Origin of the sequence: Rathayibacter sp. AY1B5, assembly GCF_002932795.1 — a bacterium.
GTDB lineage: Bacteria > Actinomycetota > Actinomycetes > Actinomycetales > Microbacteriaceae > Rathayibacter.
In genome coordinates this window covers 303,313-328,680 of record NZ_PSWM01000001.1, presented here as the reverse complement: position 1 = coordinate 328,680, position 25,368 = coordinate 303,313, and the positions used below count along the sequence as shown (strand labels likewise).

The window sequence follows — 25,368 nt, the reverse complement described above, 5'->3', positions numbered from 1 at the left end:
GGAGCGCACCCCCGTTCGCCGCCAGCGCACGCGCCGTCCGGTGTCGGTGGTCGCGGCTACGCTTCGAACCATGGAGCCAACCCGTGCCGTGCACCCGTTCGAGGTCATCAGCGAGTACAAGCCGAGCGGTGACCAGCCCGGCGCGATCGCCGATCTGAGCGCCCGCATCAACGCCGGCGAGACCGACGTCGTCCTCCTGGGCGCCACCGGAACCGGCAAGTCCGCGACCACGGCCTGGCTCGTCGAGGCCGTGCAGCGCCCCACGCTCGTGCTCGCGCACAACAAGACCCTCGCGGCGCAGCTCGCCAACGAGTTCCGCGAGCTGTTCCCGAACAACGCCGTCGAGTACTTCGTCTCGTACTACGACTACTACCAGCCCGAGGCCTACGTCCCGCAGACGGACACCTTCATCGAGAAGGACAGCTCGGTCAACGCCGAGGTCGAGCGGCTGCGCCACTCCACCACGAACTCGCTCCTGAGCCGCCGCGACGTGATCGTGGTGTCGACCGTCTCCTGCATCTACGGCCTCGGGCAGCCCGAGCAGTACCTCGAGGCGATGGTGGCTCTCCAGGTCGGCCAGCGCGTCGACCGCGACCGGCTCATCCGCAAGTTCGTGTCGATGCAGTACGCGCGCAACGACGTCGACTTCGCCCGCGGCACCTTCCGGGTGCGGGGCGACACGATCGAGATCATCCCGATGTACGAGGAGCTCGCGATCCGGATCGAGATGTTCGGCGACGAGATCGAGGCGCTCTACACGCTCCACCCGCTCACCGGCGACATCGTCCGGAAGCTCGACTCCGTGTCGGTCTTCCCCGGCTCGCACTACGTCGCCAGCCAGGACGTCATGCACCGCGCGATCGACACCATCCAGCAGGAGCTCGAGGTGCGCCTGGCCGACCTCGAGAAGCAGAACAAGCTCCTCGAGGCCCAGCGCCTGCGGATGCGCACGACCTTCGATCTCGAGATGATGCAGCAGATCGGCTTCTGCTCCGGCATCGAGAACTACTCCCGCCACATCGACGGCCGCGAGTCGGGCGAGGCTCCGCACTGCCTGCTCGACTACTTCCCGGACGACTTCCTCGTCGTGATCGACGAGTCGCACGTCACGGTGCCGCAGATCGGCGCGATGTACGAGGGCGACGCCTCCCGCAAGCGCACGCTGGTCGAGCACGGCTTCCGGCTGCCCTCGGCGATGGACAACCGGCCCCTGAAGTGGGAGGAGTTCAAGTCGCGCGTCGGCCAGACCGTCTACCTCTCGGCGACCCCGGGCCGCTACGAGATGGGCATCGCCGACGGCATCGTCGAGCAGATCATCCGCCCGACCGGCCTGATCGACCCCGAGATCGTCGTCAAGCCGACGAAGGGCCAGATCGACGACCTGCTCGAGGAGATCAAGCGCCGCACCGAGCGCGACGAGCGCGTGCTCGTCACGACGCTGACGAAGCGCATGGCCGAGGAACTGACCGACTTCCTCACGGAGGCCGGAGTCCGCGTCCGCTACCTGCACTCCGACGTCGACACCCTGCGCCGGGTCGAGCTCCTCTCGGAGCTGCGGGCGGGCGTGTACGACGTCCTGGTCGGCATCAACCTGCTGCGCGAGGGGCTCGACCTGCCCGAGGTCTCGCTCGTGGCGATCCTCGACGCCGACAAGGAGGGCTTCCTCCGCTCGTCCACGTCGCTCATCCAGACGATCGGCCGTGCCGCCCGCAACGTCTCGGGCGAGGTCCACATGTACGCCGACAAGGTGACGGACTCGATGCGGCTCGCGATCGACGAGACCGACCGCAGACGCGAGAAGCAGGTCGCCTACAACCTCGACCACGGCATCGACCCGACGCCGCTGCGGAAGAAGATCGCCGACATCACGGACGCCCTCGCCCGCGAGGGGGCCGACACCGCCAAGCTGCTCGCCGGCCGCGACGCCAAGAAGAAGAGCCCGACGCCGAACCTGCGCCGTCAGGGTCTCGCCGCGAACGGCGGCAACGATCTCGAGGCGATCATCTCCGACCTGAACGGGCAGATGCTCCAGGCGGCGGGCGAGCTCAAGTTCGAGCTCGCGGCCCGGCTGCGCGACGAGGTCCAGGAGCTCAAGCGCGAGCTCCGCCAGATGGAGAAGGCCGGACACCTGTCCTGATCGGCGGCGCTGATCCGCAAGGGGAGGGGCCCGCGGATCAGCGCCCAGCGAACGCCACGGGCGATGTCGGTGGCTCCGCATACACTTTCCGAGTGTCGATCCTGAACGCCGTTACGGACCCCTCCTCCACCCCCTCTCCCTCCTTCCACCGCTTCGTCTCCTCGCTCGACGAGTCGTCCTCGAAGCTGGTGGTGAGCGGCGCGCGGGTGCACAACCTGCAGAACGTCGACCTCGAGATCCCGCGCGACTCGATGGTGGTGTTCACCGGTCTCTCGGGCTCGGGCAAGTCCTCCCTGGCCTTCGACACGATCTTCGCGGAGGGGCAGCGGCGCTACGTCGAGTCCCTCTCCGCGTACGCCCGCCAGTTCCTGGGCCAGGTGGACCGGCCGGACGTCGACTTCATCGAGGGCCTCAGCCCCGCGGTCTCGATCGACCAGAAGTCGACGAACCGCAACCCGCGCTCGACCGTCGGCACGATCACCGAGATCTTCGACTACATGCGCCTGCTCTGGGCGCGCATCGGCGTGCCGCACTGCCCCATCTGCAGCGAGCGGATCTCGGCGCAGACCGTGCAGCAGATCGCCGACCAGCTGATGGAGCTCGAGACGGGCACCCGGTACCAGATCCTCAGCCCCGTCGTCTCGCAGAAGAAGGGCGAGTTCGTCGACCTCTTCAAGGAGCTGACGGCGGGCGGGTACTCCCGCGCGATGGTGGACGGGAAGCTCATCCAGCTGAGCGAGCCGCCGGTGCTCAAGAAGCAGTACAAGCACGACATCTCGGTCGTCGTCGACCGCCTCGTCGCCGGACCGGACATCCTCGGGCGCCTCACGGACTCCCTCGAGACGGCCCTGCGGCTCACCGACGGCATCGTGCAGATCAACTTCGTCGACGGCGAGGGCGACGGCGCCTGGACCACCTACTCCGAGAAGCTGTCCTGCCCCAACAACCACCCGATCTCGCTCACCGAGATCGAGCCGCGGACCTTCTCCTTCAACGCGCCCTTCGGCGCCTGCCCGGAGTGCTCGGGCCTCGGCACCCGCATGTCGGTCGACGACGAGCTGCTGCTCGGCGACCCCGACCTGAGCATCGCCGAGGGCGTCATCATCCCCTGGACCACCCAGGGCAAGGGACTGTTCCAGTACTACGAGAAGCTGCTCGACGGCCTCTCCCGCGACCTCGGATTCTCGCTGACCACCCCGTGGAAGCGCCTCAGCACCGAGGTGCAGCAGGCGGTCCTCCACGGCGACAACTTCGAGGTCAAGGTCAAGTGGAAGAACCGCTACGGCCGCGAGATGAGCTACACCTCCGGCTTCGAGGGCGTCGTCCCCTACATCGAGCGCCAGTTCGTCCAGGCCGAGACCGACGTCCAGCGCACCCGCTGGTCCGAGTTCCTCCGCGAGGTGCCCTGCCCCGTGTGCAAGGGCTCCCGCCTCAAGCCCGAGGTGCTCGCCGTGCTCGTGCACGGGGCGAGCATCGCGGACGTGGCCGATCTCAGCCTCGGCGACGCTCAGGACTTCATGAGCCGGCTCGAGCTGACCGACCGCGAGGCGCACATCGCCGCACAGGTGCTGCGCGAGATCCGCGCGCGCATCGACTTCCTCATCGAGGTCGGGCTCAACTACCTCAACCTCTCGCGCGCGGCCGCCTCCCTCTCCGGCGGCGAGGCGCAGCGCATCCGCCTGGCGACCCAGATCGGCTCGGGCCTCACCGGAGTGCTCTACGTGCTGGACGAGCCGAGCATCGGCCTGCACCAGCGCGACAACCGCCGGCTGATCGACACGCTCATCAAGCTGCGCGATCTGGGCAACACCCTGATCGTGGTCGAGCACGACGAGGACACGATCCGCACCGCCGACTGGATCGTCGACATCGGCCCGGGCGCCGGCGTCAACGGCGGCAAGGTCGTGCACTCCGGCTCCTACGAGTCGCTGCTCGAGAACACCCACTCGCTGACCGGCGACTACGTGTCCGGGCGCAAGGCGATCGAGGTGCCGAAGAAGCGGCGGAAGATCGACCGCAAGCGGATGATCAAGGTCGTCGGCGCGAACGCCAACAACCTGCGCAAGGTCGACGCGGAGTTCCCGCTCGGCACCTTCGTCGCGGTCACCGGCGTCTCCGGCTCCGGCAAGAGCACCCTGGTGAACGACATCCTCTACCGGGTGCTCGCCAACCAGCTCAACGGCGCCCGCAAGGTGCCGGGCAAGCACACGCGCGTCACCGGCCTCGAGAACCTCGACAAGGTCGTGCACGTCGACCAGAATCCGATCGGCCGCACGCCGCGCTCGAACCCCGCCACCTACACGGGAGTGTTCGACCGCATCCGCAACCTCTTCGCCGAGACCACCGAGGCGAAGGCGCGGGGGTACCTGCCCGGCCGGTTCAGCTTCAACGTCAAGGGCGGCCGCTGCGAGGCGTGCTCGGGCGACGGCACCATCAAGATCGAGATGAACTTCCTGCCCGACGTCTACGTCGCGTGCGAGGTCTGCGGGGGAGCGCGCTACAACCGCGACACCCTGACCGTGCACTACAAGGGCAAGAACATCGCCGAGGTGCTCGACATGCCGATCGCCGAGGCGGCCGACTTCTTCGAGCCGATCACGGCGATCCACCGCTTCCTCCGTACGCTGGTGGAGGTGGGGCTCGGCTACGTCCGCCTCGGTCAGAGCGCGACGACGCTCTCCGGCGGCGAGGCGCAGCGCGTCAAGCTGGCCACCGAGCTCCAGCGCCGCTCCAACGGCCGCAGCGTCTACGTGCTCGACGAGCCGACGACCGGCCTGCACTTCGAGGACGTCCGCAAGCTCCTCCTGGTCCTCAACGGCCTGGTCGACAAGGGCAACACGGTGATCACCATCGAGCACAACCTCGACGTCATCAAGTCGGCCGACTGGCTGATCGACATGGGTCCCGAGGGCGGCGCCGGCGGCGGCCAGGTGGTCGCGGTGGGCACCCCCGAGCACGTGGCGAAGGTCGAGGGCAGCCACACCGGCATGTTCCTCGCCGAGATCCTCGGCTGACGCGAGCGAGAGGCATGGCGCAGACAGTCGACTTCCGGCCGAAGCCGGGCGAGATCCCGACCCTCCCGGGCGTGTACCGCTTCACGGACGCCCGCGGGCGGGTGCTCTACGTGGGCAAGGCCAAGAACCTCCGCGCGCGGCTGAGCAACTACTTCGCCCCGCTGCCGAGCCTGCACGAGCGCACCCGGCGGATGGTCACCTCGGCCTCCGGGGTCGAGTGGACCGTCGTCGGCACCGATGTCGAGGCCCTGCAGCTCGAGTTCACCTGGATCAACGAGTTCGATCCGCCCTTCAACGTCAAGTTCCGCGACGACAAGTCGTACCCCTACATGGCGGTGACGCTCGGCGACGAGGCGCCGCGGGTGATGGTCACGCGGAACGCCAGGATCAGGAAGGCCCGCTACTTCGGGCCCTACCCGAAGATCTGGGCGATCCACGAGACCATCGACCTGATGATCAAGGCGTTCCCGATCAGGACGTGCAACGACTCCAACTACAAGCGCGCGATGCAGAGCGGCAGACCCTGCTTCGCGTCGCAGATCGGCCGCTGCGGCGGGCCCTGCTCCCACCGCGTCACCTTCGCCGAGCACCGCGAGATGGTGGACCGCTTCGTCGCCTTCATGGGCAGCCACGACCGCCGGATGATCGGCGAGCTCGAGAAGGAGATGCGCGAAGCCGCCGCGGCGATGGAGTACGAGCGCGCAGGCAAGCTGCGCGATCAGGCCGCCGCCCTCGACGCGGTCCTCGCCAAGAGCGCGGTCGTGCTGAAGGACAACGTGGACGTCGACCTCTACGCGATCGTCCACGACGAGCTGGCCGCCTCGGTGCAGCAGTTCCGGGTCCGCGGCGGCCGCATCCGTGGCGAGCGGGGCTGGGTGGTCGACAAGGAGCTCGACATGAGCACGGCGGAGCTCGTCGACACGGCCCTCCAGGCCGCCTACGAGACCGGCGACGTCCCGCCCCGGGAGGTCGTCGTGCCGGAGCTGCCCGAGGACACCGAGGCGCTCGAGGAGTGGCTGAGCGGACTGCGCGGCACGAACGTCCGCCTCCGAGCGGCCCAGCGCGGGGACAAGGCCGCCCTCCTCGAGACGGCGACGCAGAACGCGAAGCACTCGCTGATGCTCTACAAGACCCGCCGCTCCGCCGACTTCACCGCTCGGACGCAGGCCCTCGAGGACATCCGCGACGCTCTCGGCATGAGCGAGGCACCGCTGCGGATGGAGTGCTACGACGTCTCCCACCTCAGCGGCACCAACATCGTCGCCTCGATGGTGGTCTTCGAGGACGGGCTCGCGCGGAAGGACCAGTACCGGCGCTTCTCCATCGCGGAGTCGACGGACGACACCGAGTCGCTGCACCAGGTGCTCACCCGCCGCCTCGCCTACCTGCGCGAGCCGGCCGAGCCCGCCGCGGTCGATCCCGAGACCGGCGAGGCCAAGCGGCGCAAGTTCTCGTACCCCCCGCAGCTGCTGATCGTCGACGGCGGCCAGCCGCAGGTCGCGGCCGCCCAGCGCGCGCTCGACGAGTCGGGGGTGACCGGCATCACCCTCTGCGGGATCGCCAAGCGGCTCGAGGAGATCTGGCTGCCGGACTCCGACTTCCCCGTCATCCTGCCGCGCAACAGCGATGCGCTCTTCCTCTTCCAGCGCATCCGCGACGAGGCGCACCGCTTCGCGATCACCCACCAGAGGACGCGTCGCAAGCGCGACATCTCGTCGCAGCTGGCCGAGGTGCCCGGGCTCGGAGGCACGCGCGTGCGCGACCTGCTGAAGCACTTCGGATCCGTCGCCCGGCTCCGCGAGGCGGGCGAGGCCGAGATCGCCGAGGTCAAGGGCATCGGCCCGACGCTGGCGGGCGCGATCCATGCGCACCTGCACCCGGACGGGCCCGCCCTCGGGGGCACGCCCTAGGCTGGAGGCCCGCGCTCCGGGGGAGAGCGGCCGGTGCCGGGCACCGAGGACACGAGCAGACACGAGCACGGAGAGCGCATGAGCACGGAGAGCGAGCAGCAGGACGTGCTGATCGTCACGGGGATGTCCGGAGCGGGCCGTTCCACGGCCGCGAACGCGCTGGAGGACCTCGGCTGGTACGTCGTCGACAACCTGCCGCCGCAGATGCTGCGCCCGCTGGTCGACCTGGCGCAGCGTGCGGGGGACACGCTGCCGAAGATCGCGGCGGTCGTCGACGTCCGCGGACGCGACTTCTTCGAGGACCTCGGCGACATCGTCCGCGAGCTGCGCGCAGGGGTCGACCTGCGCGTGGTGTTCCTCGAGGCCACCGACGCCGCGCTCGTCCGCCGCTTCGAGCAGGTGCGCCGTCCGCACCCGCTGCAGGGCCGGGGGACCCTCCTCGACGGCATCTCCGCCGAGCGCGCGCGCCTCGCGCAGCTGCGGGAGTCGGCCGACATCGTCATCGACACCTCGGACCTCAACATCCACCAGCTGGCCACGAGCATCACCGATCGCTTCGCCGAGGCCGGCCGCGCCGGCCTCCAGATCACGGTGATGAGCTTCGGCTTCAAGTACGGGCTGCCGACGGACGCCGACATGGTGGCCGACGCGCGGTTCCTGCCGAACCCGTACTGGATCCCGGAGCTGCGTCCACACACGGGTCTCGACGAAGAGGTGAGAGACTACGTGCTGGCCCAGCAGGGCGCCGAGGAGTTCATCGACTCCTACTCCCGGGCCCTGCGCCCCGTGCTCGACGGCTACCAGCGCGAGAACAAGCGCCACGCGACCATCGCGATCGGCTGCACGGGAGGCAAGCACCGCTCCGTCGCGGTCGCGGGCCGTGTCGCGGCCCGCCTGGCCGAGCTGCCGGGCGTCGCCGTCAACGTGGCGCACCGCGACCTCGGCCGAGAATGATCCGCGCGCGCTCCGCCGCGCACCCGACGTAAGGAAGACTCCGTGGCCCTCACCGCAGACGTCAAGGGCGAACTGGTCGCGATCGTCTCGCGCAAGAACACCGTCCGTGCCGCCGAACTGGCGACCATCCTCCGCTTCTCCGGGGGACTGCACATCATCTCCAACCGCCTCGCGGTCGAGGTCGAGCTCGACTCCGCCCCGCTCGCGACCCGCGTGCGCCGCGACCTCGCCGAGCTGTACGGCGTCCGCAGCGAGGGCAGCATCGTCTCGGCCGGCGGGTCCCGCCGGACCACGAGCTGGCTGGTGCGCGTCGTCGAGGGCGGGGACACCCTCGCGCGGCAGACCGGCCTCCTCGACCAGCGGGGCCGGCCCGTCCGCGGCCTGCCGAACCGCCTGACCACCGGCTCCCGCGAGGAGCTCGCCGCCCTGTGGCGCGGCGCCTTCCTGGCGCAGGGCTCGCTGACCGACCCGGGCCGCTCCGCGGCGCTCGAGATCGTCTGCCCCGGCAACGAGGCGGCGATGGCGATCGTCGGAGCGGCCGGACGCCTGGGCGTCCAGGCCAAGTCCCGCGAGGTCCGCGGCGTCCACCGGGTCGTCATCCGCGACGGCGAGAGCATCAGCGCGATGCTCACCCTGATGGGCGCGACCGCGACCGTCGCGAGCTGGGAGGAGCTGCGCCAGCGCCGCGAGGTCCGGGCGACCGCCAACCGCCTCGTGAACTTCGACGACGCGAACCTCCGCCGCTCCGCCCAGGCCGCCGTCGCCGCGTGCGCCCGCGTCGAGCGCGCGATGGAGATCCTCGGCGACGACATCCCCGAGCACCTCCGCTACGCCGGGCGCCTGCGCCTCGCCCACCGCGACGCGAGCCTCGACGAGCTCGGCCACCACGCCGATCCGCCGATGACGAAGGACGCCGTCGCCGGCCGCATCCGCCGACTGCTGGCGATGGCCGACAAGCGCGCCTCCGACCTCGGCATCCCGGGCACCGACGCGAACCTCCCGGCCGAGCTGCAGGATCTGTAGGCCCGGCCGCGCGGCGCGCCCCGCCCGGCGAACGCTGAGTGTCTCCTGGTCGAACAACGCAAGCCCTCCGAACGCGGAGGGCCCCCCTCGCTAGACTGATCGGGTCGCTCAAGACACTCCCGGCCCTCCTCCTCCGCCTCGCGGAGGACGCCGAGACGCCGGCGGGTCGCACGGGAGCGACGACCACGAACAGGAGATCGCACATGGCTGACTACACGCTCGCCGAACTGCCCTACGACTACTCGGCCCTCGAGCCGAACATCAGTGGGCGGATCATGGAGCTCCACCACGACAAGCACCACGCGACGTACGTGGCCGGGGCGAACACCGCCCTCGCCTCGCTGCAGGAGGCTCGCGACAGCGAGAACCTCGCGAACGTGAACAAGCTCCAGAAGGACCTCGCCTTCAACCTCGCCGGTCACGTGAACCACACCGTGTTCTGGAACAACCTCTCGCCGGACGGCGGCGACAAGCCCGTCGGCGAGCTCGCCGCGGCCATCGACGACAACTTCGGGTCGTTCGACAAGTTCCGCGCCCACTTCACCGCCTCCGCCCTCGGCATCCAGGGCTCCGGCTGGTCGATCCTGGCCTGGGACTCGCTCGGCGAGAAGCTCATCATCGAGCAGCTCTACGACCACCAGGGCAACCTCGCCGCGGCGACCGTCCCGGTCCTCCTCCTCGACATGTGGGAGCACGCCTTCTACCTCGACTACGTCAACGTGAAGGCCGACTACGTCAAGGCGTTCTGGAACATCGTGAACTGGGCCGACGTCTCCGCGCGCTTCGAGAAGGCCCGCGAGAAGACTTCGGGCCTGCTGCTACTGTCGTAGCGATCTCGGCGTCCCGGGCCCCGCGTCCGGGACGCCCTGTCGTCGGCTTCCACCCCTCCACTGCACCGTCGAGGTGCCTTTCCTCACCAGGAGATATCTGTGTCCGTCAAGATCGGCATCAACGGCTTCGGCCGTATCGGCCGTAACTTCTTCCGTGCAGCCCTCGCCAAGGGCAGCGACCTCGAGATCGTCGCGGTCAACGACCTCACCGACAACAAGGCCCTCGCGCACCTCCTGAAGTACGACTCCATCACGGGCCGCCTCGACGCGACCGTCGAGCTCGACGGCGATCGCATCGTCGTCAACGGCAAGCCGATCATCGTCCTCGAGGAGCGCGACCCCGCGAACCTCCCCTGGGGCGAGCTGGGAGTCGACGTCGTCATCGAGTCGACCGGCCGCTTCACCAAGTCGGAGGATGCGCGCAAGCACATCACCGCGGGTGCCAAGAAGGTCATCGTCTCCGCTCCCGCCACCGGCAGCGACGTCGCGACCCTCGTCCTCGGCGTGAACGAGAACACCTACGACCCGGCGACGCACGACATCATCTCGAACGCGTCCTGCACCACGAACTGCCTCGCGCCGCTCGCCAAGGTGCTGCTCGACAACTTCGGCATCGAGCGCGGCCTGATGACCACGGTCCACGCGTACACCGCCGACCAGAACCTGCAGGACGGCCCCCACAGCGACCTGCGTCGCGCGCGCGCCGCCGCCGTCAACATCATCCCGACCTCGACCGGTGCCGCCAAGGCGCTCGGCCTGGTCATCCCGGAGCTCGTCGGCAAGCTCGACGGCTACGCCCTCCGCGTCCCGGTCCCGACCGGCTCGATCACCGACCTCACCGTCGAGCTGACCACGCCCGCCACCGTCGAGGAGATCAACGCGGCGTACAAGGCCGCCTCCGAGGGCGACCTCAAGGGCATCCTCAAGTACACGGAGGACCCGATCGTCTCGAGCGACATCGTGACCGACCCGCACTCGTCGATCTTCGACGCGGGCCTCACGAAGGTCATCGGCAGCCAGGTCAAGGTCGCCTCCTGGTACGACAACGAGTGGGGCTACTCCAACCGCCTCGTCGACGTCACCGAGTTCGTCGCCGGCAAGCTCTAAGGGCTGCGCGCAGTGACGCTCCGCACTCTGGACTCACTGGGCTCCCTCGCAGGCAAGCGCGTCGTCGTCCGCTGCGATCTGAACGTCCCCCTGAAGGACGGAACGATCACGGACGACGGCCGCGTGCGCGCGTCGGTGCCCACGCTCCAGCGTCTGGTCTCCGAGGGTGCCCGAGTCGTGGTCGTGAGCCACCTCGGGCGCCCCGAGGGGAAGCCCGAGGCGAAGTACAGCCTCGCTCCCGTCGCCGCCCGCCTCGGCGAGCTGCTCGACGCTCCGGTCGCCTTCGCCGAGGACACCGTCGGCGAGGCCGCCTCGGCCGCCGTCGACGCCCTCGAGGACGGCCGGGTCGTCGTCCTGGAGAACCTCCGGTTCAACGCCGGCGAGACGAGCAAGGACGAGGCCGAGCGCCGCGCCTTCGCCGAGAAGCTGGCCGCCTACGGCGACGCCTTCGTCTCCGACGGGTTCGGCGTCGTGCACCGCAAGCAGGCGAGCGTCTACGAGCTCGCCGAGCTGCTCCCCAGCGCGGCCGGCACGCTGATCGCGGCCGAGCTCGAGGTGCTGGAGCGGCTCACCGAGAAGCCCGAGCGCCCCTACGCGGTCGTGCTCGGCGGCTCGAAGGTCTCGGACAAGCTCGGCGTGATCGAGCACCTGCTGCCGAAGGTCGACTCGATCCTCATCGGCGGTGGAATGCTCTTCACCTTCCTCAAGGCCCAGGGCCACGCGGTCGGCGCCAGCCTGCTGGAGGCCGACCAGGTCGACACCGTGCTCGGCTACCTCGCGAAGGCGAAGGAGCTGGGCGTGGAGATCGTCCTGCCGACGGACGTCGTCGTGGCGTCGGAGTTCGGCCCCGACGCCGAGCACCAGGTCGCCTCGGCCGACGCCATCGAGGGCACGCCCTTCGGCGAGAAGGGCCTCGGCCTGGACATCGGACCGGACACCGCGGCGCACTTCGCCGAGATCATCGCGGCGTCCAGGACGGTGTTCTGGAACGGCCCCATGGGCGTCTTCGAGCTCGAGCCGTTCGCGGCCGGCACGAAGACCGTCGCTCAGGCGCTCACCGAGGTCGACGGGCTCAGCGTCGTCGGCGGAGGCGACTCCGCCGCGGCCGTTCGCGCCCTTGGCTTCACGGACGACCAGTTCGGCCACATCTCGACGGGAGGCGGAGCGAGCCTCGAATTCCTCGAGGGCAAGCGCCTCCCCGGACTGGAGGTCCTCGGATGGTAGACACCACCGCCCGCACCCCGCTCATCGCCGGCAACTGGAAGATGAACCTGGACCACCTCCAGGCCATCGCCTTCGTCCAGAAGCTGGCGTGGAGCCTCAAGGACGCCGATCACGACTTCGACGGTGTCGAGGTCGCGGTGTTCCCGCCCTTCACGGATCTCCGTCCCGTGCAGATCCTCGTCGACTCGGACAAGCTGCCGCTCAAGTACGGCGCGCAGGACGTCTCGAAGTTCGACAGCGGCGCCTACACCGGCGAGATCTCGGGTCAGTTCCTCAAGCAGCTCGACTGCGACTACGTGATCGTCGGCCACTCGGAGCGTCGCACGCTCCACGGCGAGACGGACGCGGACATCGCGGCCAAGTCCGCGGCGGCTCTGAAGCACGGCGTGGCTCCGATCGTCTGCGTCGGCGAGACTGCGGAGGACCTCGAGAAGCACGGCCCCTCGGCCGTGCCGGTCGCGCAGCTGAGGGAGGCCCTCACCGGCCTCCCCGCGGACGCCGACCTCGTCGTCGCCTACGAGCCGGTCTGGGCCATCGGCTCCGGACAGGCCGCGACGCCCGAGCAGGCCCAGCAGGTCTGCAAGGCGCTCCGCGGAGTCGTCGCCGACGTCCTCGGCGCCGACACCGCCGCGAAGACCCGCATCCTCTACGGCGGCTCCGTAAAGTCCGGCAACATCGCCGGCTTCATGCGCGAGCCCGACGTCGACGGAGCACTCGTCGGAGGCGCCAGCCTCCAGGTCGACGAGTTCGCGGCGATCGCACGATTCCGGAACCACGTCGGGGTCTGAGTTTCTGCGACGAAAGGGCGGGCCCGTCGGGCCCGCCCTTTCGTCGTCCACGCCGCTCCCTGCGCGGCGTGGCGCGGTCGGCTTCGCGACGGGGATGGTTTCCGAGAGCGGGGTGCGGTCGGCTACGTCGATCCGCTGGGACGCGGATCGCCGGTTCGCCTCGGACGGGCCCGCTCGGGTTCCCGACGTTCGGCGGCCTCGTGCTTGCGCTTGGCCGCGGGGTGCGGTTCCGAGAGCGGGGTGCGGTCTCCCACGTCGATCCGCTGACACGCGGATCGCCGGTTCCCCTCGCACGGGGCCGCGCGGCTCCCCGACGTTCGGCGGCCTCGTGCTGGCGGCTCGGCCGCGGGATGCGTTTCAGGGAGCGGGATGCGGTCTGCCACGGCGATCCGCTGGCACGCGGATCGCCGGTTCGCGGTGCTGTGGTCCACGCCGCTCCTCGCGCGGCGTGGCGCAGTCGGCTTCGCGGCGCGGTGCGTTTCCGAGAGCGGGGCGCGTACGGCTACGCCGATCCGCTCCCACGCGGATCACCGGTCCGCCTTGCGCGGCCTCGCACCGGCTCACGGGTCGGGCGGCATCACGTGCTCGGCACGGTCGGGTGGTGCGTCCCCGGACCGGCCGGATCGGGTGGCCTCGTCGCGGTGCCCGGCCGGGCCTGGCGAGCGCCCCGCAGGGGCGCGGGAGGGCACCGCGACGAGGCCATCCGCTCCGCCCCCCGTATACATCGGGCCGAACACGGGACGACGCATTCCTCGCGGATTCGCAGGCGCCGTTATACTCGACGGGGCGCGCAACGCGCCAGAACTTCGAAAGGTACCGCGTGGACATCCTCCAGGTCGTGCTCCAGGTCATCCTGGGCATCACGAGCCTCCTGCTCACCATGCTGATCCTGCTCCACAAGGGGCGCGGCGGCGGTCTGTCCGACATGTTCGGGGGAGGAGTCACCTCCAACCTCGGGGCGTCGGGCGTCGCCGAGCGCAACCTGAACCGCATCACCGTGATCCTGGGCCTCGTCTGGCTGGCCTGCATCGTGGTGCTCGGACTCATCACCAAGTTCACCACCGGAGCATAGGGGTACTCGCAATGGCATCAGGCGGCAGTGCAATCCGCGGTTCGCGCGTCGGCGCAGGACCCATGGGCGAGCAGGACCGGGGCTTCCACGCGGAGCGCGTCGCGGTCTCCTACTGGGACGCTCTCGGCAACGAGACGGTGCGCCACTTCTCGGCGGCCCTCCCCGAGGACGAGATCCCCGAGGTGATCGACTCCCCGCAGTCCGGTCTCCCCGCGGGCCGCGACCGGGCGAACCCGCCCCAGGTCGCGAAGACCGAGCCCTACAAGACGCACCTCGCTTACGTGAAGGAGCGCCGCACCGAGGCCGAGGCGGCCCAGCTCCTCGAGGAGGCGCTGCAGCAGCTGCGCGCCCGACGGGGGACCGCGACCCCGTCCTGATCCTCACCGGACGACAGACGACGGAAGGCCCGCCCCCTGGGGGACGGGCCTTCCGTCGTCTCCGGAGGCTCAGTAGCTCGGAGCGATGAGCGACTCGGGGACCTCGGCCGCAGCCTCCTGGTCGACGAAGAACACCGTGCGCTTGCGGCCGAACGCGCCCGACGCGGGCACCTCGTTCGTACTGGCACCCGCGAGCGCGAGGCCCAGGGCCGAGGCCTTGTCCGCGCCGGCGAGCACCATCCAGATGCGATCCGACTGGTTGATCAGCGGCAGTGTGAGCGTGAGACGCTCCGGCGGCGGCTTCGGCGAGTTGCGGACCGCCAGGACGCCGGGCGTCGTGGCGCGGATCGCGGAGCGCTCGGGGAACAGCGACGCGATGTGCCCGTCCGGTCCGACGCCGAGGAAGGTGATGTCGAACCGCGGGTACTCGCGCCCCTCGGAGGCGTGCTCGCGCAGCTCCGCGTCGTAGGCGGCAGCGGCGCCGTCGAGGTCCAGCCCCTCGTCCGAGGCCGGGTAGGAGTGCACGTTCGCCGCCGGCACGTCGAGGACGCTGAAGAGGTCCCCCGCCTGGACGTCGTTGCGGTCCTCGTGGCCGCGGGGCACCCAGCGCTCGTCGCCCCACCAGAAGTGCACGCGCGACCAGTCGACGTTGCCGGCCGCGGAGGAGGAGCCGATCTCCTTGAGCGTGGCGGCTCCCATCGTCCCCCCGGTGAGCACGACGTTCGCCGACCCCAGGTCGTCGAGGACGTCGATCGTCTTGGTGAGGAACCGGGCGGCGACCGAGCCGGCGAGGGTCTGCTTGTCGCGGTGGACCAGCACGCGGCGTTCGGTGGTCATCTCAGGGGACTCCTTCGGGTTCGGGTGCCGATCGGCGGGGTTCGGCTCCGTGTCGGGAAGCTCTGAGGTGGGGGCACCCTGGACGGGCGCCCCCACCTCAGGAGGCGCTGCGGACCTCGGCCTTCTCGGTGAGCATGTCGACCCCGCGCGAGATCACTTCACCGTACAGGTCATCCGGGTCGAGCCGGCGCAGCTCCTCCGCCAGGCAGTCCCGGAGGCTGCGGCGCGGGAGCGAGATGTCGTGGACCGGCTGATCGGGCTGCGTGAGCGTCGCGACGTTGGGCACCGAGCGCTCGAGCTCGATCACTCCGGAGTCGCGGATGAGCCGCACGCCGTGGATCCCGCTGGACCCGGTGGCGCTGATCGTGAGCTCGTGGTCGACGGGGATGTCGAGCTCGAGCTGCAGCCAGGCCGCGAGCAGGATCGTCGAGGGGGAGTCGGGCGCGCCCGAGACCTCGACGGCCGTGATCGGCTCGTAGGGCGGCTGATCGAGCACGGCGGCAAGCTGCGCGCGCCAGAGGGTGAGACGGGTCCAGGCGAAGTCGGTGTCCCCGGGCGCGTAGGTGGAGGCGAGGTGGTGCAGCGCCTCCGCCGGGTTCGACTGAGCCGACGCGTCGGTGATCCGCCGGGTGGCGATCCGGCCGATCGGGGACGCCGAGGCGTTGTCCGGAGCGCTGTTCGGCCACCAGGCCACGACGGGGGCGTCGGGGAGGAGCAGGCCCGTGACCAGGCTCTCCTCGTCCTCGGCAGCGTCACCGAAGGGGCGGAGCACGACGACCTCGCTCGCGCCGGCGTCGCCTCCGACCCGGATCTGCGCGTCGACGCGGGCCGTCGCGTCGACCGGGACAGTGGTGGTGCCGTCGTCCTTCGAGACCACGATGACGCGCATCGGGTGCTCGCGGGACGCGTCGTTGGCGGCCTCGATGGCCTCCTCCTCGTGACCTCGGGAGGTCGCGATGATGAGGGTGAGGACGCGGCCGAGGGCGACGGCGCCGCCCTCCTCGCGGATCTTGACGAGGGTCTTCGAGACCTCGCTCGTCGTGGTGTCGGGCAGATCGACGATCATGGACGCCTCCAGGTGCGGCCGTCGCGGGCGAGGAGCTCGTCGGCGGAATCGGGGCCCCAGGTTCCGGGGCGGTACTGCTCGGGCTGGCCCTGCGTGGCCCAGAACTCCTCGATCGGGTCGAGGATCTTCCAGGACAGCTCGACCTCCTCGTGCCGCGGGAAGAGCGGCGGCTCGCCCAGGAGGACGTCGAGGATGAGGCGCTCGTAGGCCTCGGGGCTCGCCTCGGTGAACGCGTGGCCGTAGCCGAAGTCCATCGTCACGTCGCGCACCTGCATGCCGGCGCCGGGCACCTTCGAGCCGAAGCGCATGGTGACGCCCTCGTCGGGCTGGACCCGGATGACGAGCGCGTTCTGGCCGAGCGACGTGGTCTGGCTCTCGGCGAAGAGCTGCTGCGGCGCCCGCTTGAACACGACCGCGATCTCGGTGACGCGGCGGCCGAGGCGCTTGCCTGCCCGCAGGTAGAACGGCACGCCGGCCCAGCGGCGCGTGCCGATGTCCAGGCGCATGGCGGCGTAGGTCTCGGTGGTCGAGGTGGGGCTCATGCCGTCCTCCTCGAGGAAGCCGAGCACCTTCTCGCCGCCCTGCCAGCCGCCGGCGTACTGTCCGCGGGCGGTGGCGGTGGAGAGGTCGGCGGGGAGGCGGACGGCCGCGAGGACCTTCTCCTTCTCCGCACGGAGGTCGGCCGCGTCGAACGAGATCGGCTCCTCCATGGCGGTCAGGGCGAGCAGCTGCAGCAGGTGGTTCTGGATGACGTCGCGCGCCGCTCCGATGCCGTCGTAGTAGCCCGCGCGACCGCCCACGCCGATGTCCTCGGCCATGGTGATCTGCACATGGTCGACGTAGTTCGAGTTCCAGAGGGGCTCGTACATCATGTTGGCGAAGCGCAGGGCCAGGATGTTCTGGACCGTCTCCTTGCCGAGGTAGTGGTCGATCCGGAAGACGGAGTCGGGCGGGAAGACCGACTCGACGACGTCGTTGAGCTCGCGGGCCGTCTTCAGGTCGCTGCCGAACGGCTTCTCGATGACGACCCGGCGCCACTGGCCGTCCTTCTGCTCGGCGAGGCCCGAGCTTCGCAGCTGCTCGGTGACCTGCGGGAAGGACTTCGGGGGGATCGACAGGTAGAAGGCGAAGTTGCCGTTCGTGCCGCGCTCGCGGTCGAGGTCGTCGACCGTCGTCTTCAGGCGGGCGAACGCCTCGGGGTCGTCGAACTCGCCCTGCACGAATCGGATGCCCTGCGCGAGCTGCGCCCAGACCTCCTCGTGGAACTCGGTGCGGGCGTGCTTCTTGACGGAGTCGTGGACGACCTGCTCGAAGTCCTGGTCGTCCCAGTCGCGGCGGGCGAACCCGACGAGGGCGAAGCCGGGAGGCAGGAGGCCGCGGTTGGCCAGGTCGTACACCGCGGGCATGAGCTTCTTGCGGGAGAGATCGCCGGTCACGCCGAAGATGACGAGCCCGCTCGGCCCGGCGATCCGGTTCAGCCGGCGGTCGAAGCTCAACCTCAGCGGGTTGAACTCGGGGGTGATGTCCACAGACATGTGCAGTGTCCTTCTGTGTGCCGGTGGGACCGGCGCACTGCTATCGGTGAGGGAGGGGGAGGAGCGGGCGCGCCCGGCTGCTGCCCCGGGAAGAGGTCGCGGGACGACCGAGGGCACGCCGCCGCGCGCTGGAGAGCGCGGCGGCGGCGTGCCCGTCGGATCAGGTGTTGAGAGCCTCGAAGAGCGCCTCGAGGTCGGCCTCGGGGTCGGTCAGCGTGAGCGTCAGCACCGGCCGGCCGTGCTCGGCGAGCACGCTCGCGTCGCCGGCGGCCTGGGCCAGGATGAGCTGGCCGAAGGTGAACGGGCTGTCCGGGATCTCGAGGTCCACGTCGGAGCGCTCGGTGATCTGGAGGAACACGCCGGTCGGCGCCCCGCCCTTGTGGTACTGCCCGGTCGAGTGCAGGAAGCGCGGGCCCCACCCGAAGGTGACGGGGCGCTGGGCCTGCGCGGCGAGGAGGTCGCGCACGCCCTCGAGCTGCGGGAGTGCGAGGCGGTCGACGTACGCCTGGATCGAGACGTAGCCGCCGTCGCCCAGCTGGGCGAGGAGGCGGTCGACAGCGGCGGCGACGGTCGAGACGCCCTCGGTGACGCTGCTGGTGCCGGTGACCTCGATGCCGGCGTCGGTGAACGCAGGGGCCTCGGGCTCGGGACGCTTCTCGAGCAGGGCCCGGGTCGCGACCTTCGCCGACTCGACGTCGGGCTGGTCGAACGGGTCGATGCCCAGGAGGCGACCCGCGACGGCGACGGCGTACTCCCACGTCAGCATCTGCGCGCCGAGCGATCCGGACAGGAGGATCTCGCCCTCGTGGCGGTCGCGCGGGAACAGGTGCAGCGCCGTGGCGTCCTCGACCAGGCGGACGACCTGCACGTCGGGCAGGTCCTCCGAGAGCTCGGGGGCCAGCGTGCCCAGGACGACGGGGAGGATGCCCGTGCCGTCCTTGCCGGTGGACTCGGCGATGAGCTGCTCCGCCCAGTCGGCGAAGCCGACGATGTCGGTCCCGTCGGCGACGATCGCGAGCTTGTCGCGGCGCGGGCTGGTCGCGGCGATCGCCGCTCCGAGGATCAGGCCCGGGTTCTCGGGGGAGTCCACGGCGAGCCCGAGGGAGGCCTCGGCCGCCTCGTCGAGGAGGGCCTCGATGTCGGCGCCGGCGAGCCCGGACGGCACGAGGCCGAACGCGGAGAGCGCCGAGAAGCGCCCGCCGATGTTCGGGTCGGCGTTGAACACGCGGTAGCCGGCCTCGCGGGAGGAGGTGTCCAGCGGTGAGCCCGGGTCGGTCACGATGACGATGCGGTCGAGCGGGTCGATCCCCGCCTCCGTGAACGCCTTCTCGTAGGCCTTCTTCTGGCTCGCGGTCTCGACGGTCGAGCCGGACTTCGAGGAGATGACGACCGCGGTCGAGGCGAGCCGGTCGTTCAGCGCCGCGAGCACCTGCCCGGGCGCCGTCGAGTCGAGCACGGTGAGCTCGACGCCGGCGGTGCGGGTGATGACCTCGGGCGCGAGCGAGGAGCCGCCCATGCCGCCGAGGACGATGTGGTCGACACCCTTGGCCTGGAACTCCTCGCGCAGAGCGAGGATCTGGGGGATCAGGGGACGGGAGACGGTGGTCGACTCGGTCCAGCCGAGGCGCTTGGCCGCCTCCTCCTCCGCCGCGGCGCCCCACAGAGTGGGGACCTGAGCGGTGATCCCGGACGCGACCTCGTCGGCGACGAGCTCGGGCACCACGCGGTCGACGGCCTTCTCGGCGTCTCCGCTGACGTGGATCTGGATGGCCATGATCAGGCCTGCGCCTTCGCGCCCTCGAGCGCCGCGGTGACGGTGTCGAGCAGCTCGTTCCAGGAGACGATGAACTTCTCGACGCCCTCCTTCTCGAGCAGCTCGGTGACGTCGGCGTACGAGACGCCCTGCGCCGCGACGGCGTCGAGGACGGCGTTCGCGTCGGCGTACGAGCCGGTGACGGTGTCGCCGGTGATGACGCCGTGGTCGAAGGTCGCCTCGAGGGTCTTCTCGGGCATCGTGTTGACCACGCCGGCCGCGACGAGCTCGGTCACGTAGAGGGTGTCGGGGAGGTCGGTCGACTTGACGCCGGTCGAGGCCCAGAGGGGGCGCTGGCGGTTGGCGCCGGACTCCTGCAGCAGCAGCGCGCGCTCGGTGGCGAACGCCTCGACGAAGACCTCGTAGGCCAGCTGCGCGTTGGCGACGCCGGACTTGCTCTTGAGGGCGCGGGCCTCGTCGGTGCCGACGGCCTCGAGGCGCTTGTCGATCTCGGTGTCGACGCGCGAGACGAAGAACGAGGCGACGGAGTGGATGGTCGACAGGTCGATGCCGGCGTCCTTGGCCTTCTCGAGGCCGGCCAGGTACGCGTTGATGACGGCGCGGTAGCGGGCGAGCGAGAAGATCAGGGTGACGTTCACCGAGATGCCGGAGCCGATGACCTCGGTGATGGCCTCGAGGCCCTCGACGGTCGCGGGGATCTTGATCATCGCGTTGGGGCGGTCGACCTTGGCCCAGAGGGCCTTGGCCTGCTCGATGGTGCCCTGGGCGTCGTGCGCCAGGCCGGGCTCGACCTCGATCGACACGCGGCCGTCGTAGCCGTTGGTCGCGTCGTAGATCGGGCGGAAGATGTCGGACGCCGCGGCGACGTCGTCGGTGGTGATCGCGAAGACGGCGTCGGTCACCGAGGTGCCGGCGGCGGCGAGCTCGCGCACCTGGGCGTCGTAGGACTCGCCGTTGGTCAGGGCCGCGGCGAAGATCGTGGGGTTCGTGGTGACTCCGACGACGTTCTTCTCCTCGATGAGCTTCTGCAGTCCTCCGGTGGAGATGCGCGAGCGGGAGAGGTCGTCGAGCCAGATGCTGACGCCGGCGGCGGAGAGCTCTGCGGTGGGGGTGTTCTCGGTCATGTCTCTTCTTCTTCTGCGTAGGTGGTGCGTGGTGTGAGGGGGGAGCCGCTGCTCCGACGGCGAAGGCCGCGTCCGTGGTGGACGCGGCCTTCGGGTCAGGAGGCTGCGAGCGACTCCTTGGCGGCGGACAGTGCCGCCTCGGTGGTGATCCCGAACTCGCGGAACAGGGTCTTGTAGTCGGCCGAGGCGCCGAAGTGCTCGATCGAGACCGAGCGGCCGGCGTCGCCGACGTACTTCTGCCAGCCCAGGCTCAGGCCGGCCTCGATCGAGACGCGGGCCTTCACCGAGGAGGGCAGGACCTTCTCGCGGTACTCGGCGTCCTGCTCCTCGAACCACTCGAGAGACGGAGCCGAGACGACGCGGGCGTTGACGCCCTCGCTCTTCAGGGCCTCGCGCGCCTCGACGGCGATCTGGACCTCGGAGCCGGTCGCGATGAAGATCACGTCCGGGGTGCCGCCCGGCGCTTCGGCCAGGATGTACGCCCCGCGGGCGACGTTCGCGGCGGAGGCGAAGGTCTCGCCCTCGGCGTCGCCCTCGCCGCGCTCGAACACCGGGATGTTCTGACGGGTGAGCGCGAGGCCGGCGGGGCCCTCGCGGCGCTCGAGGATGGTCTTCCAGGCGTAGGCGACCTCGTTCGCGTCGCCGGGGCGGACGACGTCCAGGCCCGGGATCGCGCGGAGGGTCGACAGCTGCTCGACCGGCTGGTGCGTCGGGCCGTCCTCGCCGAGCGCCACGGAGTCGTGGGTCCAGACGTAGATGGCCGGCGCCTTCATGAGCGCGGCGAGACGGACCGCCGGGCGCATGTAGTCGGAGAAGATCAGGAAGGTGCCGCCGAAGGGGCGGGTGTTGCCGTGCAGGACGATCCCGTTGAGGATCGCGCCCATGGCGTGCTCGCGGATGCCGAAGTGCAGCACGCGGCCGCCCTTCTTCCCGGTCCACTCGTGGGTCGAGAACTCGGTCGGGACGAAGGAGCCGGCTCCCTCGATCGTCGTGTTGTTCGACTCGGCGAGGTCGGCGGAGCCGCCCCACAGCTCGGGGATCACGCCGGCGAGGGCGTTGATGACCTTGCCGGACGCGGCGCGGGTCGAGACCTCCTTGCCGGGCTCGAAGACGGGGAGCGCCTCCTGGACGCCCTCGGGCAGCTCGCCCGAGAGGACCCGGTCGAGCAGCTCCTTCTTCTCGGGGTTCGCGGACGCCCAGGCGGCGAGCTGCTCGTCCCACTCGGCGTGCTGGGCCTGACCGCGCTCGACGGCCTTGCGGGTGTGCTCGATGACCTCGTCGGCGACGTCGAAGGTCTTCTCGGGGTCGAAGCCGAGCACCTCCTTGAGTCCGCGGAGCTCGTCGGCGCCCAGGGCGGAGCCGTGGATCTTGCCGGTGTTCTGCTTCTTCGGCGACGGCCAGCCGATGATGGTGCGCAGGATGATGAGCGACGGCTTGTCGGTCTCGCCCTTCGCGGCCTCGATCGCAGCGTGCAGCTCGGCGACGTCCTCGTGGTACTCGCCGGTCTTCTTCCAGTCGACGACCTGGACCTGCCAGTCGTAGGCCTCGTAGCGCGCCTTGACGTCCTCGGTGAAGGCGATGTTCGTGTCGTCCTCGATCGAGATCTGGTTGGAGTCGTAGATGACGACCAGGTTGCCGAGCTTCTGGTGGCCGGCCAGCGAGGAGGCCTCGCTGGTGACGCCCTCCTGCAGGTCGCCGTCGCCGGCGATGACGTAGACGAAGTGGTCGAACGGGGAGGTGCCCGCGGCGGCCTCCGGGTCGAACAGGTCGCGCTCGAAGCGCGAGGCGTAGGCGAAGCCCACGGCGGAGGCGAGGCCCTGGCCGAGCGGTCCGGTGGTGATCTCGACGCCGTCGGTGTGGCCGTACTCCGGGTGGCCCGGGGTCTTCGAGCCCCAGGTCCGCAGCGCCTTGAGGTCGTCGAGCTCGAGTCCGTAGCCGCCCAGGTAGAACTGGACGTACTGCGTCAGCGAGGAGTGGCCGACCGACAGGATGAACCGGTCGCGGCCGATCCAGGTCGCGTCGGACGGATCGCGGCGCATGACCTTCTGGAACAGGAGGTAGGCGGCGGGCGCGAGGCTCATGGCGGTTCCGGGATGGCCGTTGCCGACCTTCTCGACCGCGTCCGCGGCGAGAACCCTCGCCGTGTCGACTGCCTTCTCGTCAATGGATTCCCATTGCAGTTCTGACACTTGGTACTGACCCTTCTCGAGACGTGGGGCAGACGGGGACCGTCCGCCCTCTCGCATGGTGGAGCACGCCGCATGACGACTTCGACACGATGCTCCGGCGACGACCCTCTCGGCCCCGTGCCGACGATCGTCGGGCGGGCTCGGGTGCGTGCCGGGCGCTCTGGCGAGCAGTCCGAGTATACGGAGGGGGGTGCGCCGCGGACCGGGGGTTGCGCGGTCGCATATGTCTGCGTCCGATTGGACAAGCGTGCACGCCGGGCCCGGCTCCCGGACGGGCGCATTACACTCGTTCGGGATCATCGAATCGTTAGAGGAGCAATGGACGCAGTCGTGGAGACCACCGCCGTCGAGCGGGACGGGGCGTCGACGACGACCCTCTCGCGCAAGGTGAAGGCCTTCGTCGCTCTGACGAAGCCGCGCGTGATCGAGCTGCTCCTCGTGGTGACCGCTCCGACGATGATCCTGGCGCAGGGCGGGATCCCGAACCTGCTGCTGGTCCTCAACGTCCTGATCGGCGGCGCCCTGAGCGCCGGGTCCGCGGGCGCGTTCAACTGCTACTTCGACCGCGACATCGACCGGATCATGAACCGGACGAAGAACCGGCCGCTCGTGACCGGTGAGATCTCGGACCGGTCCGCACTCGTCTTCGCGACCACGATCGGCGTCCTGTCGATCGTCTGGCTCGGCCTGACAGCCAACTGGCTCTCCGCAGGCCTCTCGCTCGCCGCGATCCTGATCTACGTCGTGTTCTACACGCTCTTCCTCAAGCGCCGGACGCCGCAGAACATCGTGTGGGGCGGCATCGCGGGCTGCATGCCGGTGCTGATCGGCTGGGCGGCGGTCACGGACTCGCTCGACTGGGCCCCCGTCATCCTCTTCTCCGTCATCTTCCTCTGGACGCCGCCGCACTACTGGCCGCTGTCGATGAAGTACCGCGACGACTACCAGGCCGCCGGCGTGCCGATGCTGGCCGTCGTGCGCGGGCGCACGATCGTCGGGCTCCAGGTCATCCTCTACGCCTGGGCCACCGTCGCCTGCTCGCTCCTGCTGATCCCCGTCGCCGGCATGGGCGTGCTCTACACGGTGGTCGCCCTCGGCAGCGGGATCTGGTTCATCGCCGAGACGCACCGCCTCTACAGCCTCGCGATCCGTCACGAGCACGTCTCGCCGATGCGCGTGTTCCACGGGTCCATCGGGTACCTCACCCTGCTCTTCCTCGCCGTCGGCATCGACCCGCTGCTGCCCTTCTGATGGTGACCCCGTTCTCCTTCCTCGCCGAGCGGGTGACCCTGGGTCCGCGCGCACTGCGCTGGGGGACCACCGCGGCGCTGGTCGCGAGCATCCTGATCATCTTCTTCGGGGGCGTCGTCCGGCTGACCGGCTCGGGCCTCGGCTGCCCCACCTGGCCGGCGTGCGAGCCGGGCTCGCTCACCTCGACCCCCGAGCTCGGCATCCACGGCTTCATCGAGTTCACGAACCGCGCGTTCACCGGCGTCCTCGTGGTCGCTGTGGGCTGGGCGATCACGGCCGCGCGCCTGCAGAAGCCGCGCGACCGCACCATGACCCGGCTCGCGTGGTCGCAGTTCTGGCTCGTCGTCGCGAACGCCCTCGCGGGCGGAGCGACCGTGCACTCCGGCCTCAACCCGTACATCGTGGCGGGGCACTTCGTCCTGGCCATCGCCCTGCTCACCACCACCGCACTGACGTGGCACCGCGCCCACCGCTCGCAGTCCGTGGCCTTCGAGCCCGACCGCACGACGCGGGCCCTCAGCATCGGGCTCGTCGGCCTGACCCTCCTCGTGATCCTCGTGGGGACCCTCGTCACGGGCACCGGGCCGCACGCCGGCGACTCCGCGGAGGTGCCGCGGATGCAGTTCCACTGGGAGAGCGTGACCGTCCTGCACGGCGTGCTCGGAACGGCGGTGCTCGTCGCGGGAGCCGCGCTGCTCCTGCGCCTGTCGCGGGCGGCGGGCGCGGAGCTCGCCCGGCGGCGCGTGATCGCCTTCCTCGTGGTCGTCCTGCTGCAAGCCCTGGTCGGGGTCGCGCAGTCCCTCACCGCGCTGCCCGAGACGCTCGTCGCGGTGCACCTCCTCGGTTCGGCGCTCATCTGGGTCGGCGCGGTCCGCGTGCTGCTCGACGTGAACCCGCGGCTCTTCACCGTGCGCGCCCAGCGCCGGGACGCCGCTCAGGAGCTCCAGCCCACCGCCTGACCGCGGGCTCCGGCTCGGCGGAGAGCAGGTGCCGCCGGAGGCGCCGGAGCACGCGGGGGAGCGCCCGAAGCGGGAGATCGGCCGCGACGGCGCGGGCGAGAGGGCCGAACGCCCGAGCGGGTCCGGCCGGCAGGCCGACGCCCATCAGTGCAGTCACGAGTCGGGCGGGGATCGGGGTCGAGGCGTCGTTCGTCATG

19 protein-coding genes are annotated in these 25,368 nt (G+C 70.3%); 13 read left to right on the top strand and 6 right to left on the bottom strand.

The window, feature by feature from the left end:
• Positions 1–70: 70 nt before the first annotated feature.
• From uvrB to C5D44_RS01450, 11 genes are all read left to right on the top strand, one after another.
• Positions 71–2,137 carry an excinuclease ABC subunit UvrB gene (gene uvrB / locus C5D44_RS01500; protein ID WP_104221901.1) on the top strand — a complete coding sequence of 689 codons (2,067 nt, stop codon included), beginning with the start codon at positions 71–73 and terminating at the stop codon, positions 2,135–2,137.
• Between the two features lie 188 nt (positions 2,138–2,325).
• Positions 2,326–5,151, top strand: a complete 2,826-nt coding sequence (gene uvrA, locus C5D44_RS01495; protein ID WP_258067844.1) for an excinuclease ABC subunit UvrA — start codon at positions 2,326–2,328, stop codon at positions 5,149–5,151.
• A gap of 14 nt (positions 5,152–5,165) precedes the next feature.
• Positions 5,166–7,061: an excinuclease ABC subunit UvrC gene (uvrC, locus tag C5D44_RS01490; protein WP_104280627.1), complete on the top strand. Its 1,896-nt coding sequence runs from the start codon at positions 5,166–5,168 to the stop codon at positions 7,059–7,061.
• Positions 7,062–7,139: 78 nt separating this feature from the next.
• The gene (gene rapZ, locus C5D44_RS01485) at positions 7,140–8,015 is read left to right on the top strand and encodes an RNase adapter RapZ (RefSeq protein WP_104275589.1); all 876 of its coding nucleotides are present in this window, start codon (positions 7,140–7,142) and stop codon (positions 8,013–8,015) included.
• Between the two features lie 42 nt (positions 8,016–8,057).
• Positions 8,058–9,038 carry a DNA-binding protein WhiA gene (gene whiA, locus C5D44_RS01480; protein ID WP_104275590.1) on the top strand — a complete coding sequence of 327 codons (981 nt, stop codon included), beginning with the start codon at positions 8,058–8,060 and terminating at the stop codon, positions 9,036–9,038.
• 203 nt (positions 9,039–9,241) lie between these two features.
• Positions 9,242–9,868, top strand: coding sequence for a superoxide dismutase (locus C5D44_RS01475; RefSeq protein ID WP_104221907.1), 627 nt, complete (start codon positions 9,242–9,244; stop codon positions 9,866–9,868).
• A 99-nt stretch (positions 9,869–9,967) separates the two neighbouring features.
• The gene (gap, locus tag C5D44_RS01470) at positions 9,968–10,975 is read left to right on the top strand and encodes a type I glyceraldehyde-3-phosphate dehydrogenase (protein ID WP_104275591.1); all 1,008 of its coding nucleotides are present in this window, start codon (positions 9,968–9,970) and stop codon (positions 10,973–10,975) included.
• 12 nt (positions 10,976–10,987) lie between these two features.
• The gene (locus C5D44_RS01465; protein ID WP_104280626.1) at positions 10,988–12,199 is read left to right on the top strand and encodes a phosphoglycerate kinase; all 1,212 of its coding nucleotides are present in this window, start codon (positions 10,988–10,990) and stop codon (positions 12,197–12,199) included.
• Positions 12,193–12,987, top strand: a complete 795-nt coding sequence (gene tpiA / locus C5D44_RS01460; RefSeq protein WP_104275593.1) for a triose-phosphate isomerase — start codon at positions 12,193–12,195, stop codon at positions 12,985–12,987. Before C5D44_RS01465 ends, tpiA begins: the two co-directional genes overlap by 7 nt.
• 820 nt (positions 12,988–13,807) lie before the next feature.
• Complete coding sequence (gene secG, locus C5D44_RS01455) at positions 13,808–14,059, top strand: preprotein translocase subunit SecG (protein ID WP_068207965.1); 252 nt, start codon at positions 13,808–13,810, stop codon at positions 14,057–14,059.
• 11 nt (positions 14,060–14,070) lie between these two features.
• On the top strand, positions 14,071–14,436 hold the full coding sequence (locus C5D44_RS01450; RefSeq protein ID WP_055791968.1) for an RNA polymerase-binding protein RbpA: 366 nt from the start codon (positions 14,071–14,073) through the stop codon (positions 14,434–14,436).
• Between the two features lie 69 nt (positions 14,437–14,505).
• On the opposite strand, the gene pgl is transcribed toward C5D44_RS01450, so the two are convergent.
• From pgl to tkt, 6 genes are all read right to left on the bottom strand, one after another.
• Positions 14,506–15,273 (bottom strand): 6-phosphogluconolactonase, encoded by a 768-nt coding sequence (pgl, locus tag C5D44_RS01445; protein ID WP_104275594.1) that lies wholly within the window; start codon positions 15,271–15,273, stop codon positions 14,506–14,508.
• Between the two features lie 97 nt (positions 15,274–15,370).
• The gene (locus tag C5D44_RS01440) at positions 15,371–16,339 is read right to left on the bottom strand and encodes a glucose-6-phosphate dehydrogenase assembly protein OpcA (protein ID WP_104280625.1); all 969 of its coding nucleotides are present in this window, start codon (positions 16,337–16,339) and stop codon (positions 15,371–15,373) included.
• Positions 16,336–17,874: a glucose-6-phosphate dehydrogenase gene (zwf, locus tag C5D44_RS01435; RefSeq protein WP_104221920.1), complete on the bottom strand. Its 1,539-nt coding sequence runs from the start codon at positions 17,872–17,874 to the stop codon at positions 16,336–16,338. The genes C5D44_RS01440 and zwf overlap by 4 nt, the downstream gene beginning before the upstream one ends.
• Before the next feature lie 160 nt (positions 17,875–18,034).
• Positions 18,035–19,648, bottom strand: a complete 1,614-nt coding sequence (locus C5D44_RS01430; protein ID WP_104280624.1) for a glucose-6-phosphate isomerase — start codon at positions 19,646–19,648, stop codon at positions 18,035–18,037.
• A gap of 2 nt (positions 19,649–19,650) precedes the next feature.
• The gene (tal, locus tag C5D44_RS01425; protein ID WP_104275598.1) at positions 19,651–20,772 is read right to left on the bottom strand and encodes a transaldolase; all 1,122 of its coding nucleotides are present in this window, start codon (positions 20,770–20,772) and stop codon (positions 19,651–19,653) included.
• A 95-nt stretch (positions 20,773–20,867) separates the two neighbouring features.
• Complete coding sequence (tkt, locus tag C5D44_RS01420) at positions 20,868–22,961, bottom strand: transketolase (RefSeq protein ID WP_104275599.1); 2,094 nt, start codon at positions 22,959–22,961, stop codon at positions 20,868–20,870.
• A gap of 318 nt (positions 22,962–23,279) precedes the next feature.
• On the opposite strand from tkt, the gene C5D44_RS01415 reads away from it, so the two are divergent.
• Positions 23,280–24,212, top strand: coding sequence for a heme o synthase (locus tag C5D44_RS01415; protein WP_104275600.1), 933 nt, complete (start codon positions 23,280–23,282; stop codon positions 24,210–24,212).
• Positions 24,212–25,171 (top strand): heme A synthase, encoded by a 960-nt coding sequence (locus C5D44_RS01410; RefSeq protein ID WP_104275601.1) that lies wholly within the window; start codon positions 24,212–24,214, stop codon positions 25,169–25,171. The genes C5D44_RS01415 and C5D44_RS01410 overlap by 1 nt, the downstream gene beginning before the upstream one ends.
• Positions 25,172–25,368 lie beyond the last annotated feature (197 nt).